This is a genomic window from Streptomyces sp. NBC_01261 (assembly GCF_036226385.1).
Taxonomy (GTDB): Bacteria; Actinomycetota; Actinomycetes; order Streptomycetales; family Streptomycetaceae; genus Streptomyces.
In genome coordinates this window covers 1857353-1872426 of sequence record NZ_CP108463.1, presented here as the reverse complement: position 1 = coordinate 1872426, position 15074 = coordinate 1857353, and the positions used below count along the sequence as shown (strand labels likewise).

General features: G+C 68.7%; 11 protein-coding genes and 1 riboswitch. Of the genes, 10 read left to right on the top strand and 1 reads right to left on the bottom strand.

What is annotated here, in order from left to right:
• Window positions 1-232: 232 nt before the first annotated feature.
• From OG226_RS08225 to OG226_RS08215, 3 genes are read left to right on the top strand one after another with little or no spacing between them, the layout of a single operon-like run.
• Window positions 233-1723, top strand: coding sequence for an ABC transporter substrate-binding protein (locus OG226_RS08225; protein WP_329348433.1), 1491 nt, complete (start codon window positions 233-235; stop codon window positions 1721-1723).
• Between the two features lie 9 nt (window positions 1724-1732).
• Window positions 1733-2728, top strand: a complete 996-nt coding sequence (locus tag OG226_RS08220; protein ID WP_328676057.1) for a carbohydrate ABC transporter permease — start codon at window positions 1733-1735, stop codon at window positions 2726-2728.
• Between the two features lie 42 nt (window positions 2729-2770).
• Entirely contained in the window at window positions 2771-3640 is an 870-nt protein-coding gene (locus tag OG226_RS08215; RefSeq protein ID WP_328676056.1) for a carbohydrate ABC transporter permease, read from the top strand.
• Between the two features lie 42 nt (window positions 3641-3682).
• On the opposite strand, the gene OG226_RS08210 is transcribed toward OG226_RS08215, so the two are convergent.
• Complete coding sequence (locus OG226_RS08210; protein WP_329348432.1) at window positions 3683-4711, bottom strand: glycoside hydrolase family 43 protein; 1029 nt, start codon at window positions 4709-4711, stop codon at window positions 3683-3685.
• Between the two features lie 142 nt (window positions 4712-4853).
• Between OG226_RS08210 and OG226_RS08205 the strand changes: the two genes are divergently transcribed.
• The 7 genes from OG226_RS08205 to OG226_RS08170 all read left to right on the top strand — a co-directional run bounded on the left by OG226_RS08205 (window position 4854) and on the right by OG226_RS08170 (window position 14741).
• Window positions 4854-6671: an ABC transporter ATP-binding protein gene (locus tag OG226_RS08205; protein ID WP_329348431.1), complete on the top strand. Its 1818-nt coding sequence runs from the start codon at window positions 4854-4856 to the stop codon at window positions 6669-6671.
• A gap of 225 nt (window positions 6672-6896) precedes the next feature.
• Window positions 6897-7223: a twin-arginine translocation signal domain-containing protein gene (locus OG226_RS51535; protein ID WP_443066877.1), complete on the top strand. Its 327-nt coding sequence runs from the start codon at window positions 6897-6899 to the stop codon at window positions 7221-7223.
• 33 nt (window positions 7224-7256) lie between these two features.
• Window positions 7257-8783 carry a glycosyl hydrolase family 28 protein gene (locus tag OG226_RS08190; protein ID WP_329348430.1) on the top strand — a complete coding sequence of 509 codons (1527 nt, stop codon included), beginning with the start codon at window positions 7257-7259 and terminating at the stop codon, window positions 8781-8783.
• A 230-nt stretch (window positions 8784-9013) separates the two neighbouring features.
• Window positions 9014-12256, top strand: coding sequence for an alginate lyase family protein (locus tag OG226_RS08185; protein ID WP_329353338.1), 3243 nt, complete (start codon window positions 9014-9016; stop codon window positions 12254-12256).
• A 27-nt stretch (window positions 12257-12283) separates the two neighbouring features.
• Window positions 12284-13534 carry an alginate lyase family protein gene (locus OG226_RS08180; RefSeq protein WP_329348429.1) on the top strand — a complete coding sequence of 417 codons (1251 nt, stop codon included), beginning with the start codon at window positions 12284-12286 and terminating at the stop codon, window positions 13532-13534.
• Window positions 13535-13674: 140 nt separating this feature from the next.
• A complete protein-coding gene (locus OG226_RS08175; protein WP_329348428.1) occupies window positions 13675-13788 on the top strand; it encodes a putative leader peptide in 114 nt (37 codons plus the stop codon).
• A gap of 68 nt (window positions 13789-13856) precedes the next feature.
• Window positions 13857-14741, top strand: a complete 885-nt coding sequence (locus tag OG226_RS08170) for a glutathione S-transferase C-terminal domain-containing protein (RefSeq protein ID WP_329348427.1) — start codon at window positions 13857-13859, stop codon at window positions 14739-14741.
• Window positions 14742-14818: 77 nt separating this feature from the next.
• Window positions 14819-14928: riboswitch (SAM riboswitch) on the top strand.
• Window positions 14929-15074 lie beyond the last annotated feature (146 nt).

The following is a 15074-nucleotide window of genomic DNA, read 5'->3' as shown; positions in this document are numbered from 1 at the left end:
GCTTCTCCTCGCCCCGGTGAACAGCCGATGTAAGTAACACCGATGAAAAAGTTACACAACTGGCGAGGGATTCTCTACGGCCCGGGTGCAGGTACCTGTCGGAACTTGTCCAGGACTGCCGAACCTCTTGACGGCTGTGGGACCTCCCCTTAACGTCCCGGTTACTGTAAACGGTTCAGTGAACGTTACATGCCGCTCGGCATCCCTCTTCTCCGCCTCGGAGGAACACCAGATGACTTCGTCGAACGTCTCCAGACGCGGCCTCCTGCGCACCGCCGCACTCGGCGCCGGCACCCTCGCCCTGGGCGGCGGCCTGAGCGCGTGCGGCTCCGGCTCCCCCTCCTCGGCGGCGGACGCGCTCACCTACTGGGACTGGTACGTCACCCAGGCCCCCTGGGTGGACAAGGAGATCGAGCTCTTCGAGAAGGCGCACAGCGGCGTCAGCGTCAAGAAGACCACCCAACAGAACGCCAAGTACCCGGACTTGGTGGCGCTCGCCAACCGCAGCGGCAACCCGCCGGACGTCTTCATGATCCCGCAGGTCCCCAGCGTCGCCGAGCAGGTCGCCAAGGGCTGGCTGCACCCGCTCGACGAGTGGGCGACCCCGGCATGGCAGTCGCGCTTCCCCGAGGGCACCTTCCTGGAAGGCGCCAACGTCTTCGACGGCAAGGTCTATTCGGCCCCGCTGAAGGGCTCCGGCCCGCAGCTCCAGCTCTACGTCCACCACGGCGTCTTCAAGTCCGTCGGCCTGACGAACCCCGACGGCAGCGTCAAGATCCCCAGGACCTGGGACGAGGTCACCAGCGCCGCCCAGACGATCACCAAGAAGAGCGGCGGCAAGTCGTACGGCTTCGGATTCGGCAACGCCGACGGCATCGGAGTCCTCGCCTGGTGGCTCGACCTGTTCGTCCGCGGCGCCGGCGCCCCGGGCGGTGCCCCCACCGTGCCCGGCACCGGCATGGACTACCGCGTCGGCAAGTGGACGTTCGGCACCGACCGGGCGTACACCGACTTCCTGGAGCTGTTCGTCGAGTGGAAGAAGCGCGGCTTCTTCCACCCCAACTCCGTGAGCCTGTCCGACGAAGCGGCCCGCGCGTTCTTCGAGCGCGGCAAGTTCGGCATGACCGTCGGCGGTGTGTGGAACCAACCCGAGTGGACCCAGCACAAGTTCACCGACTACAGCCTGGTCACGCTGCCCTCGCCGACCGCGACACCGAAGGGCTTCTACTACGCAGACCCGGTCGGCAACGGCACCTTCGCCGCGGTCTCCGCCAAGAGCAAGAAGGCGCACGAGGGGTTCCAGTGGCTCGACGCGCTGACGTCCCCCGCCGCCGGGCGCCGCTGGGTCGAGGACCTCAACGGCGTCTCGGCCCACCCCGCGGACAACGACCCGGACGGCATCGACTCCAAGCCCTTCGCCGCCTTCATCGACATGACCCGGCAGGTGCTGCGCGGCCCGGTACCCCTCGTGCGCAACCCCGAGCTGGCCGGTGTCGCACCCGGCGTCCCCAAGCCGGACATCAGCGATGTGGTGACCGGGGTCTACACGGGCCAGATCAAGGACGTGCAGGGCGCGTTGAGCGGCCTCGCCGACAAGAAGTTCCAGCTCCTGTCCGACGCGGTCGCCGCCGTGGCCGAGCAGGGCAAGAAGGTCAGCACGTCCGACTACGTCTTCGCGGACTGGGACCCCACCAAGCCGTACACCACGAAGAAGAAGGCGTGAGCCGACACCATGTCACTCCTCGACACCCGCGAGCGCCGGCGAACATCCCCGGCTCCACCCCCGGTCGCCGCCCGCCCCGGCCTCGGCCGCCGCATCCGCGCCGCCAAGTGGTCGTACGCGTACCTGGCCCCCATGGCCGTACTCCTCCTGGCCTTTGTGGTCTACCCGATCTTCGCGTCCTTCGGCTACACCTTCTACCGCTGGAACGGCATCGGCGCACCCGGCGACTACGTGGGCCTCGCCAACTTCCGGCAGATCCTCGGCGACAGCATCTTCTGGGGCGCCGTCGAGCACACCTTCGTCTACGCCTTCGTGCTCGTCCCGGTGCAGCTCCTGCTGGCGTTGGCGCTCGCGCTGGTGCTGAACAACCCGAAGCTCAAGTTCGCGCTGTTCTTCCGGACCGTCTACTTCATCCCCGTCGTCACCTCGGCCGCGGTCGTCGGCGTCGTCATCCAGCTCATGCTCGCCAACTTCGGTGATTCGGCGGGGAGTCTGCTCGCCAAGACCGGCATGACCGACGGCCACATCGACTGGCTCGGCGACCCGCACACCGCGCTGGCCGTGATCATCGCGATCGGCATCTGGCACACCCTCGGCTACAACCTCGTCTACTTCCTCGCCGGACTGCAGACCATCCCGGCCGAGTTGTACGAGGCGGCGAAGCTCGACGGCTGCGGCCCTGTGCAGTCCTTCTTCCGCATCACCATCCCGATGCTGCGGCAAGTCGGCGTCGTCATCGTCGTGTTGGCGTTCATCGGCAGCTTCCAGGTCTTCGACCTGGTGCAGGTCCTCACCGGCGGCGGCCCGTACTTCGCCACCGAGGTCGTCAACACGTACATCTACCACCTGGCCTTCGGCGGCTCCGCCGGCGCCGCCGCCCAGCCCGACATCGGCCTGGCCTCCGCCGCCTCGTTCCTCTACGGACTGCTGCTCATCGTCTTCTCCGCGCTCCAGGTCCTCGCCCTGCGCGGGATCAGCCGCCGGCGCGCGGCCGCCAACCAATGAGCCGGCCGACCAACGGCCGCCGACCAGCAAAGGGTCACGTCGATGTCCACACTGTCCCAACGCCCGCGCCGGCGAACGCGGTTGAGCCTGCGCCGAGGCCGACGCGGGCTGCTCTACCTCGCACTGCTCGGCGGCGGCCTCATCTGGCTCTACCCGTTCCTGTGGGCGCTCGGCAGCTCACTCAAGAGCACCGACGGCTTCTTCTCCGGCGGGCTCAACCCGATCCCGTCCGAGTTCCACTGGTCCAACTACAGCGAGGCCTGGACACAGGCGGACTTCAGCAAGTTCTTCGTCAACACGGTCCTGTTCGCGACCGGCACGGTCATCGTCACCCTGCTCGCCACCTCCATGGCCGGCTACGTCCTGGCCCGCACCGAGTTCCCCGGCAAGAAGATCTGGCTCGGCCTGGTCGGGGTGACGCTGTTCCTGCCGCACGGCTACACGATCATCCCCGTCTTCGACCTGATCCAGCGCCTCCATCTCCTCAACACCCTCTGGTCGGTGGTCATCGTCCAGTCGGCGGGCGGGATGGTCTTCGGCACCTTCCTCTTCATGGGCTACTTCACTACGATCGACCGGGGACTTGAGGACGCGGCCCGTGTGGACGGCGCGAGCTTCCACCAGATCTTCTGGCGGATCATGCTCCCGCTGTCCGGACCGATGCTGGCGACCGTCGGCCTGTTCGCCTGCATCAACGCCTGGAACAGCTTCTTCATCCCGCTGGTCTTCACCCTCTCCCGCCCCGAACTGCACACCCTGTCGGTGGGCATGTTCAACTTCATCGGCCAGAACTCCACCGCGTGGACCCTGGTGTGCGCGGGCTCGGTCATCACGCTGCTGCCCATCGTCCTGATCTTCGTCGTGCTCCAGCGCTTCTTCATCAACGGGCTGGCGGGCGCGGTCAAGCAGTAACGAGCGGCGGTCGTCCAGGAGTTGAGAGCAGCGGCCGTCGGGTCATCCACCACCGTCGAGGTCGGTGCGCTGCCGCAGCACCCGCACCTCGTCACCGACGATCTCCATCTCGTACAGCTTCCCCCGCGCGTTCTCGAACGGCCGGTGCAGGATCATCATCAACCGGCCCTCGAACGTCCGGAACAACATGCCGTGCCCGCTGTCCTGCCGCACCAGCGGCCGCTCCTGCCGCCAAGGCCCGTTGATCTCACCGGACTTGGAGACGGCATAGGTCTGGACGTAGCCACCGGTGAGGGTGCCGTCCGCGCCGAGCACGTTCTTCTCGTACGTCGACCACAGCATGAGCAGCGCCCCGTCGGGGGCGCGGTACAGCTGCGGTCCGTCCGTGACGTAGGGCGGGAGTTGGTGCGGTACGCCGGCCGGGATCTCCTCGCCGATCCAGGGCGCGTCCGAGGCCTTGAAGAGGAGGACCGGGTCGCCGATCGTCCCGGTCAGGTCGGGGGCCAGCCGGATCGCCTCCATCGTGCCGTCGACGGTCTGCAGCCACTCGTGCGCGTACACCATCCACGGCTGCTCGGACGGGTCGACGTACAGCGTGCCGTCCAGGGTCATGAGGTGCTCGGGCGGGGTGGGGCGCGCGGGGTCGACCGAAGTGAAGGGGCCCAGCAGGGATTCGGACACGGCCGTGATCGTGCCGCGCCGGTGGTTCGTGAGCTGGAACGGCGTGCCCCAGCGGCCGGTCGGTGGCACCGGAAGGGGGCTCTTCTCGTCGTGCAGCGTGGTGAACAGGTAGTACCTGCCGTCCCAGGCGTGCACCTCCGGCGCCCAACCACCGTCGCCCGCCCAGAGGTTGTCCTGCTCCGCCGCCAGGAACACCACCACGGGTCGTGTCCAGTCTCGCAGGTCATCGCTGCGGTAGACCATCGTGCCGACGCCCTCCACACCCGACACGGACGGGTCGTTGGACGTGTAGAGGTGATAGCTGCGGGTCGTGTCGTCGGCGACGACGAACGGATCGTGCAACGGCATGTCGGGAAGCCGCATCGGCTCGCCCACGGAATCGGTCGCCATGGTGTCACCGTAGAGCCCGCAAACCCCGTGCGCACCACTGCTGTTGAGGGAAAAACGCTTGGACCGCACGGGTGCCGGCGCGGGACACTGCCACTTCCGGCCTGCCCCTTCACCGGGCTGCCGTCGACACCACGGGGTGGGAATGGGATCGCCTGAATCGCGCGACGTCGGGCCGCGCAAAGGCTCGGTGTTACTCGCACTTCGGTACTACGGACGGGAGTTGGCCCGGCTCCGCCGATGGACCGCGCCCGCCACACTGCTGCCCGCGGTGGGCAACATCGGTATCAACTACATCGCGCCGCTGATCGTCGCCAAGCTCGTCGGCCGGATCGCCGGCGACGCGGACATCAACGTCCGCACGACGCTGCCGTACGTCCTCGGGTTCGCCGGAGTGCTGCTGCTCGCCGAGGTGTTCTGGCGCCTGGGACTGCACTGTCTGAACCGGCTGGACGCGCTCGGCATCGAGCGCCTCTATGTGATCGGCATGGACGAACTCTTCGCCAAGGACGCCGCGTTCTTCCACGACAACTTCGCCGGGTCACTCACCAAGCGGGTGTTGAGCTTCGCCTCCCGCTTCGAGGAGTTCGTCGACACGATGACGTTCCAGGTGGTGGGCAGCCTGGTACCGCTGCTGTTCGGCTCGTTCGTCCTGTGGCGCTACGAACCGCTGCTCGTCGTAGGCCTGTTGGCGATGATCGCGCTCACCGCCTTGGTCGTCGCGCCCCTCATCCGGCGCCGCCAGGCACTCGTCGGCCTGCGCGAGGAGGCCATCGCCCGGGTGTCCGGCCATGTCGCCGACAGCCTGATGAACATGGACACGGTCCGCGCGTTCGCCGCAGAGGAACGCGAGGCCGCCGAACACCGCTCGCGCGTCGCCCAGTCGAGGCGCCTGACCCTCCGCTCCTGGGACTACGGCAACCTGCGCATCGACACCCTCGTCGCGCCGCTCTCCGTGTTCACCAACGCGCTGGGCCTGCTCCTCGCGGTGGCCCTCGGCGGCGGCCGGCACGGCGTCGAGGCGGTCGTGGTCGCGTTCACGTACTACACGAACGCGACCCGGATCATGTTCGAGTTCAACCAGATCTACCGGCGGCTGGAAAGCTCGATGACCGAAGCCGCCCAGTTCACCGAGCTGTTGATGGCTCCGCCCAGCGTGGTCGACCCGGCCTCGCCGGAGCCGTTGCTGCCCCGTCCCGCGTCCGTCCGCTTCGAGAACGTGACCTTCGCCCACGCGGGCGCCGACACCCTCTTCGACGGACTCGACCTGACCGTGCCCAGCGGCACGAAGATCGGCCTCGTCGGCCGGTCCGGCGGCGGCAAGACCACCCTCAGCCGACTGCTGCTGCGGATGACGGACATCGACGCCGGCCGCATCCTGATCGGCGGCCAGGACATCAGCAGGCTCCGCCAGGCCGACCTGCGCAGCCTGATCGCCTACGTACCGCAGGACCCGGCGATGTTCCACCGCACCCTGCGCGAGAACCTCACCTTCGCCCGGCCCGACGCCACCGACGCCGAGGTCCGCCAAGCCGCCGAGGCCGCGCACGTCACCGAGTTCGCCGACGCGCTGCCGGACGGCTTCGAGACGATGGTGGGGGAGCGCGGGATCAAGCTCTCCGGCGGCCAGCGCCAACGCGTCGCCCTCGCCCGGGCGATCCTGCGCGACGCCCCGATCCTGCTGCTCGACGAGGCCACCAGCGCCCTCGACTCCGAGAGCGAGATCCTCGTCCAGGAAGCGCTGTGGCGGCTCATGGACGGCCGGACCGCACTCGTCGTCGCCCACCGGCTGAGCACCGTCGCCGGCATGGACCGGCTCGTCGTCCTCGACCGCGGCCGGATCGTCGAACAGGGCACGCACCAGGAGCTGTTGGCGGCCGAGGGTGCCTACGCGAAGCTGTGGCAGCACCAGTCGGGCGGCTTCCTCGACGACACCTCCGAACAGGCCGCCGACCTGCACTGACAGCCCGAACAGCGGCCGGATTCCCGGGACTTCACCTATCGGGTTCCCGAGGCCCCGGCCGTGCCGGACGGACAACCGGTTTCTAGCAGACCACGTTCCAGCACCGTCTCGCCGAGGTCACCCAGTCTTTTCGAAAGTTCGCCCAAGGTCTTGACGCCCTTTCCGAGCCGGAAGAAGCTCTGCCCCAACGCGTGACAACCGGTTTCCATCGGAGGTGCTGCGGTCATGCCCCCACGTGCTGGTGCGCCCCTGAGCCGCCGACGATTTCTCGCCCTCTCGGCGGCCGGTTCGGGGGTCGGCGCGATGGGGCTCAACGGCTGCGCGCTCCAGGTGTCGACCGGGGTGAGCGGGCCGGGTGAGACCGTCACGGTGATGGTCAAGGACGGTGACATCGGTCGCCGTCATGTCCACCTACGTCACCTCGGCGGGCACCCCGGTCGTGTCGACCTCCAGGCCGCGGCCTCCCTGATGTACGTCGTCCCCGTCCTCCTGATCTTCCTGGTCGCCCAACGCGGGTTCGTCGCCGGGATGTCGACGAGCGGCCTCAAGTAGTCCCTGTTCTCGCCCTGTTGCAAGGAGATAGGTATGAACACGCCCCTGTCCCGTCGTACGGCCCTCCAGGCCGCCGGTGCCACCGCGCTCGCTGCCGGACTGACCGGGTTGACCGCCACCGCGGCGCACGCCGGCGGCCACAACTCCCGCCCCAAGCTGGTCACTTACCCGCGTCCGGCCACCATGCCGACCAACACCGGCTTCCAGGTACGGGTCCGCAGCACCCCCGACGGCACCTGGCAGACCCTCGACATCTACCGGCCGCAGTTCGAGGAGATCAACGCCTCCACCGGGTCGGGCAAGGTCTACAGCTCGTCGATGGTGTACTTCGACTTCAACGGCTCGGTCGAGATCGAGGTGACCTACCTCAAGGGCGGCACCACCAAGGCCCGGGTGAGACCGGACTCGTACGGCATCACGCCCGAACTCCTCGGCGACACCCTGCGGTTCACCCTCGCAGAGCCCAAGGACGTCATAGTACAGATCAACGACGAGACCTTCGACGCCCTGCACCTGATCACCAACCGCGTCGAGCACCACGCCCCGTCCGCCGACGACCCGAACGTCCTCTACTTCGGCCCCGGCGTCCACACCGTCACCGGCAACATCCTCACCGTCCCCAGCGGCAAGACCGTCTACCTCGCGGGCGGTGCCGTCCTCACCGCGCAGGTCTACTTCAAGGACGTGGAACGGTCCCGCCTCATCGGGCGCGGGGTGCTCTACAACAACCCCGGCGGCGCCATCCTCTGCGAAGGCAGCAAGAACATCCGGATCGAGGACGTCATCATCCTCAACCCGGCCGGCTACGCGGGCACGTTCGGCGAGAGCGAGAACGTCCGCGTCACCAAGGCACGCGCGTTCAGTTCGAAGGGCAACGGCGACGGCTTCGACGTCTTCTCCTCGACCGGGATCACCTTCGACGGCTGCTTCATGCGCAACTCGGACGACTGCATCGCCATCTACTGCCACCGCTGGGACTACTACGGCGACACCCGCGACATCACCGTCGAGAACTGCACCCTGTGGGCCGACGTCGCCCACCCGATCAACGTCGGCACCCACGGCAACACCGACGCGCCCGAGACGATCGAGAACCTCGTCATCAAGAACATCGACATCCTCGACCACCGCGAACCCCAGATGAACTACCAGGGCTGCATCGCCCTCAACCCCGGCGACTCCAACCTGATCAAGAACGTGCGCATCGAGGACGTCCGGATCGAGGACTTCCGCTGGGGCCAGGTCATCTACATGAAGGTCATGTACAACACGAAGTACAACACCTCGGGCGGGCGCGGCATCGAGGACGTGTACGTCAAGAACCTCAGCTACACGGGCACCCGCGCCAACCCGTCCCTCTTCCTCGGCTACGACGCCGAACACGCCATCAACAACGTCACGTTCGAGAACCTGGTGATCAACGGGCTGGTCGTCGCCGACTCGATGAAGAAGCCGACCTGGTACTACACCACGGACGAGATCCAGTGGTTCTACAACGAGCACGTGACGAACCTGAAGTTCCTCACGACCGCCGAGGCCGAGGCGGCCGCCGCGTCATGACGATCCCGGAAACCAGGCACTTCGCTGGAGGGGTGGGGAGGGGTTGTCGGTCGGCTGCGGCGCCGTCGGGGCTGGTCGCGCCATGCGGCGGAGCCGCTGATGAATACGGCCCCGCGCCCCTTGAGGATGTTGCCGAACCGCAGGCGACTACATCAGGCCCGTTTAGCCGCCGGGGCTTTCTGGGCGGCGCCGCAGCCCTCCTCCTGGCGTCGGGCGCGAGCGGACTGCTCGTGCCCGGCACCGCCCGGGCCGCCGAGAACCGGACCGCCGCGTTCACGCACCCCGGCCTGCTGCATACCGCCGACGATCTCACCCGCATGAAGACAGCGGTCGCCGCCAAGCAATCCCCGGTCTACGACGGCTACTTGGCGCTCGCGGCCCACGCCCGCTCCTCGTCGTCGTACGCCGTGCAGAACATTGGCCAGATCACCACCTGGGGACGCGGCCCCGCCAACTACCAGAACCAGGCGGTTGCCGACTCTGCCGCCGCCTACCAGAACGCCCTCATCTGGTCCGTCACCGGCGACACCGCACACGCAGACAAGGCCCGAGACATCCTCAACGCCTGGTCGACTTCCCTCACCGCCATCACCGGAGCCGACGGCCCCCTCGGCGCTGGCCTCCAGGCCTTCAAGTTCGTCAACGCCGCCGAACTGCTCCGCCACACCGGCTACGACGGTTGGGCCACCGCCGATATCGCGCGCTGCGAGGAGTCCTTCCTCCGCGTCTGGTACCCCGCCCTGTCCAGCTACATGCTCTACGCCAACGGCAACTGGGACCTGACGTCCCTTCAATCCCTCCTGGCCATAGGCGTGTTCTGCGAGGAGCCCACCCTCTTCTACGACGCGCTCCGCTTCGCCGCGGCCGGCGCCGGCAACGGCAGCGTCCTCCATCGCATCGTCACCGACGTCGGCCAGGGCCAGGAGAGCGGCCGGGACCAGGGCCACGAACAGCTCGCGGTCGGCCTGTTGGCGGACGCGGCGCAGGTCGCCTGGAACCAGGGCGTCGACCTCTGGGGCTTCGACGACAACCGCATCCTCGCCAACGTCGAGTACGCAGCCCGCTACAACCTCGGCGGCGACGTCCCCTTCGTCCCCGACCTCGACCGCACCGGCAAGTACATCAAGCCGACCGTCTCGGCCACTTCACGCGGCAACCTTCCGCCCATCTACGAGATGGCGTACGCGCATTACGCCGGTGTGCGCGGCCTGGACACCCCGTACACGAAGAACGCGGTGTTCCGTGGCACCGGCGGCACCCGCGTCGTCGAGGGCGGCAACGACGACCTGCCGAGCTGGGGTACCTTCGCCTACGCCGGCGCCACCGCCCCCTCAGCGACCGTGCCGACACCACCGGCCGGCGTCACGGCGATCGGCAACGACCGTTCCGTCACGGTGAGTTGGCTGCCGTCGACGTGGGCGGACTCCTACACGGTCCTGCGGGCGACCGAGGTGGACGGCCGCTACGAGAAGATCGCGTCCGGCGTCGCCCGGCCGACGTACAACGACCGGAAGGTGCACGCGGGACTGACGTACTACTACACGGTCACGGCCTCGAACACCCTTGGCAGGAGCGGCGGTTCGGCATGGGCGGCCGCCTCCGCAGGTCTCCCGTCGCCGTGGTCGACCCGGGACGTGGGAGACGTGAAGATCCCCGGTGCCGCCGCCTTCGACGGTGAGCGCTTCGTCCTGGAGGCGAGCGGCACCGCCGACACCCACCGTCTCGTCCACCTCCCGCTGCGCGGCGACGGCACGGTCACCGCACGGATCGTGTGGCCGCTCAGCTCGCAGTACTCCAAGATCGGCGTCACCGTCCGGGCCTCGCTCGACTCGGACGCGGCGCACGCCTCGATGCTGATCCAGGGCCTGCCGCTGCACACCTGGAGCGGAGTGTGGACGGCACGCCCGTCGACCGGCGCGGAGATCTCCGCGACCGGCAGCACACCCGTACCGCCCTCCCAGCAGCAGGCGATCACGGTGAACGCCGCCTTTTCGATCTCCAACCTCGGCACGCTGCCCGAGTCGGCGACCCCGCTGGAGGCGCCGTACGTCGAAGGCGCGGGTGACGGTTACCGGCTGCGGAAGCCCTACTGGGTACGCGTGACCCGGAAGGGCGCGCGCTGCACCGGCGCCATCTCCCCGGACGGCATCCACTGGACCGAAGTCGGCGCCACGGACGTCGAGTTGGGACGCACCGCGTACGCCGGGCTCGCCCTCACCTCCTGCCTCGGCGTCGACGAGGACTACGCCGAGACCGGCACCGGCGCCTTCGACAACGTCAGCGTGACCTCCTCGTCCGGCACGGTGTGGTGCGTACCGCGCCCCGCCCGTACCGCGACCGACCTACGGGCCCAAACCGGCACGGACGCAGTCGAGTTGGCCTGGAGCGACCCGGACCTCGCCGCCGAGTACACGGTGCTGCGCGCCACGCGGACGAGGGGACCGTACGAGACCCTCGCCACCCGCGTCGGCCCGGTCGGCTTCGGTACCCGCATCCGCTACATCGACGCGACGGGGACGCCGGGAACGACGTACCACTACACGGTCGCGAAGACCAACGCCGGTGGACGCGGGCCGCGTTCGACGCCGGCGCAGGCCATGATGCCGACCCCGGCGCAGCCACAACTCACCTCCGCCGCGGCCGTGTTCACGAACCAGGGCGCCGCCTCCCGGTATCTGCTGCGCGCCTCGCACGAGCCCGTGCGGTTCACGGCGGACGGGCTGCCCGCCGGCCTCCGCATCGACCGGCGCACCGGCCTGATCTTCGGAACCCCCACGGAGACAGGCGAGTTCACGGTCGCGACGGCCGCCGCCAACGCCTCCGGAACCGCGACCGGCACCCTCGCCCTCACGGTCGGCACCGCGCCGCCCGCGCCGTGGACGTACGGCGATCTCGGCGACACCGTGCTCGACGACCGTGCCTTTGGGACGCTGGGCGTGGTGGCGATCACCACGCCGGGCAGCACGTCGTACGGCGGCGGCACCTTCACCGTGCGGGGCGCGGGTGTCGATCTCAACGCCAACGGCCAAGGAATGACGGGGCAGTTCGTACGGCGGCCCGTCAGCGGTGACTGCGAGCTCGTCGCGCGGATCGTCTCCCGTAGTGGAGCGACCACCGACCGGGTCGGGCTGCTCATGGCGAAGTCGCTGTCGCCGTTCGACCAGGCCGCCGGAGCGATCGTCACCGGCGGGACCAGTGCCCAGCTCATGCTCCGCAGGACCGTGGCCGGTGCCTCCGCCTTCACCGGCGGAGCCGCTGTCGCCCTCCCCGCCCTGCTGCGGCTGAAGCGCGTCGGGACCGCCTTCGGCGCAGCGCTGTCCACCGACGACGGTGTCACCTGGACCCCCCTCGCCGACGGAGAGATCCCCGGCTTCGGTGACGCCCCCTACTACGTCGGGCTGGTGGTCTGCTCGCGCGGTCAACTGGTCCGCTGCACCACCGAGTTCGACGAGGTGAGCATCACGCCCACCTGATCCGTCATGGATTGGAGATGCACCGCAATGAGCCGCACGTCCCCCCACGAGCACCTCCGCGGAACAGAGTTGAGCCGCCGCGGTCTTCTGAAGACCGCCGGTGGGCTCACCGCAGCCGTCGCCCTCGGCGGCGCCACCGTGGCCACCGCCGCGCACGCGGCCCCGGCCACGTTCACCCACCCCGGCATGCTGCACAACGCCGGAGACATCAACCGGGCCAAGGTCAGGGTCGCGGCGGGAACCGACCCCTGGCTGTCCGGCTGGAACAGGCTGACCGCCAACTCCCACTCCCAGTCGACCTGGACGAACCGGGCCACCGCCACGATCATCCGCGGCGGCGACGGCCAGAACTACAGCCTGCTGTACAACGACATCGCCGCCGCCTACCAGAACGCCCTGCGCTGGAAGGTCGGCGGCACCGAGGCGAACGCCGTGTGTGCCGCGAACATCCTCAACGCCTGGTCTTCGACGCTGACTTCGGTCACCGGAAACGCCGACCGGTTCCTCGCGGCCGGACTCTACGGCTGGCAGTTCGCCAACGCCTGCGAACTGATGCGGGACTACAGCGGGTTCCATCTCGCCGCCGCCCAGCAGATGCTGGCCAACGTCTTCTACCCGCTCAACAACAGCTTCCTGACCAACCACAACGACGCCTGCATCACCAACTACTGGGCCAACTGGGACCTGTGCAACATGGCCTCGATCCTGGCCATCGGCATCCTCAACGAGGACTCCGCCAAGTACGACCAGGCCGTCACGTACTTCAAGTCCGGTGCGGGCAACGGCTCCATCGCGCACGCGGTGCCGTATCTGTACACCGACTCGGACGGCTACGCGCTGGGCCAGTGGCAGGAATCCGGCCGCGACCAGGGCCACACCGTCCTGGGCATGGGCCAGATGGGCGCGGTCTGCGAGATGGCCTGGAACCAGGGCGACGACCTCTACTCGTACGACAGCCGTCGCTTCATGAAGGCCGCCCAGTACGTCGCGAAGTACAACAACGGCAGCGACGTGCCCTTCACCACCTACACGTGGGGCACCGGCCAGAACTGCGCCCAGTCGTCCCAGACGGTGGTCTCCTCCGCCTCGCGCGGCCAGATCCGCCCGGTGTGGGCGATGCTCCACTTCCACTACAACCGGCGGATCGGCCTCGACGACCCGTACATCTCGGCCATGTACTACGACCTCGTCGCGCCCGAGGGCGGGGGAGGTGACTACGGCTCCGACAGCGGCGGCTACGACCAGCTCGGCTTCGGCACCCTGATGTACGCGAAGTAGCGGCGCTGACCTACGCGAGGCAGCGACCCGGGATGTCCACGGGTCGGGCATCGGTGCCCGACCCGTGGACGCCCTCTTGACCCCGGGCGACGGCGGATCGACACTCCAGTAGGGAATCCTAGTGAACAGGTAGGGAAACAATGGGGCGCCTTGAGTCGGTCACCACCAGCCGCGGGGACCGTTCGCCTCTTCTGACCTCCCGCCGTCACATCGACCTGCTGCGGGTCTGCAGCGCGCTGAACCCCCCGCGCTGAGCCCCCGTCCTCCGCTCGACGACGCTTCCGCCGCGCGTACGTCCACGCGCCCGTACCAGGGGAGTCCCATGTCCAGCACGCCTCTCGCCGCCATCCCCGCACCCCGTTCCGCCCCCGTGTTCCGGGGCCGGATCGGACGCGACGCGCGCAGCGGGCACTACGCCGTGCCGCGCCGCTACCGCCTGCATCTGTCCACCGCCTGCGCCGACGGCCTGCGCATCGCCGTCACCCACAGCCTGCTCGGCCTCGACGAGAGCTGTCCGGCCGTGTTCCTGTCCGCCGTACCCGACTGTCCCAGCGGTGGACACTCCGCGTTGCGCCCGCTCTACGAGGCGAGCGCGCACCGCTACTCCGGACCGGCCGCCGCGCCGGTGCTCAGCGACGACTGGTCCGGCCGGATCGTCAGCACCCACGCGCCCGACATCATGCGCGACCTCGCCCGGCACTTCGGCGCGGGGGGACCCCAGTTGTACCCGTGCGGCGCCGAGTCGGAGATCGAGGCCGTCGAGCGACTGTGCGCCGAAGGCATCGAGGACGCCGCGCAGCGGGCCGGCGCGGCCGGTGTCGAGCAGGAGGAGCGCGACGCGGCGGTCGCCCGGCTGCTGGAGACCCTGGGTTCGCTGGACCGGTGGCTGGACGGCCGCGAGCACATGATCCGCGACGAACTCACCGCCGCGGACGTCGAGTTGTGGGTGTCACTGGTCCAACTCGACACCGTGCACCGCAACCACCTCGACGCCGCCGCCGTACAGCGCATCGCCGACCACCCCCACCTGTGGGCCTACGCCCGCCGCCTGGCCGCCCACCCGGCCTTCGGCACCCACCTCGACCTCGACGGCATCGCCCGCCGTCACCACGCCCGCTGCCGGGGCTTGGAGGCCGCCGGCGCGGCTGTCCAGATCCTGGACTGGGCCGCCCACGTGGCAGACGAAACGGGAGCTTGCCGCAGCTGAGCGCGTTCTGTGGCGTCCAGTTGGTGGACGGCCATTGACATACGTTCGGACAATTGTCTTAACTTGCGACCTAGAACGGTCATGAGTGTCAGCGACAAGCCCTGGCTTGCTGACCGGCAACCCTCGCACGCGGTGGGGTGCCCCAGGTGACGACCGGACCGGATGACGTTTTCGGTAAGCGCGAGGCCCCTGGGCCACAACAGTGATGGGTGACGGACATGTACGCAGCTCTCCGGACGGCAGTACGCCGCTCCCCGGGCTGCGTACTGCCGTGCGTGAACCCTCTCGTCGCGGACCGTGCCGTCGATCTGCTGCGCGTCAACAGCGCACTGT

Excerpts from the sequence above, each read along its gene's own strand:
- OG226_RS08225 (WP_329348433.1), top strand. The coding sequence starts at position 233 with ATGACTTCGTCGAACGTCTCCAGACGCGGCCTCCTGCGCACCGCCGCA.
- OG226_RS08220 (WP_328676057.1), top strand. The coding sequence starts at position 1,733 with ATGTCACTCCTCGACACCCGCGAGCGCCGGCGAACATCCCCGGCTCCA.
- OG226_RS08215 (WP_328676056.1), top strand. The coding sequence starts at position 2,771 with ATGTCCACACTGTCCCAACGCCCGCGCCGGCGAACGCGGTTGAGCCTG.
- OG226_RS08210 (WP_329348432.1), bottom strand. The coding sequence starts at position 4,711 with ATGGCGACCGATTCCGTGGGCGAGCCGATGCGGCTTCCCGACATGCCG.
- OG226_RS08205 (WP_329348431.1), top strand. The coding sequence starts at position 4,854 with ATGGGATCGCCTGAATCGCGCGACGTCGGGCCGCGCAAAGGCTCGGTG.
- OG226_RS51535 (WP_443066877.1), top strand. The coding sequence starts at position 6,897 with ATGCCCCCACGTGCTGGTGCGCCCCTGAGCCGCCGACGATTTCTCGCC.
- OG226_RS08190 (WP_329348430.1), top strand. The coding sequence starts at position 7,257 with ATGAACACGCCCCTGTCCCGTCGTACGGCCCTCCAGGCCGCCGGTGCC.
- OG226_RS08180 (WP_329348429.1), top strand. The coding sequence starts at position 12,284 with ATGAGCCGCACGTCCCCCCACGAGCACCTCCGCGGAACAGAGTTGAGC.
- OG226_RS08175 (WP_329348428.1), top strand. The coding sequence starts at position 13,675 with ATGGGGCGCCTTGAGTCGGTCACCACCAGCCGCGGGGACCGTTCGCCT.
- OG226_RS08170 (WP_329348427.1), top strand. The coding sequence starts at position 13,857 with ATGTCCAGCACGCCTCTCGCCGCCATCCCCGCACCCCGTTCCGCCCCC.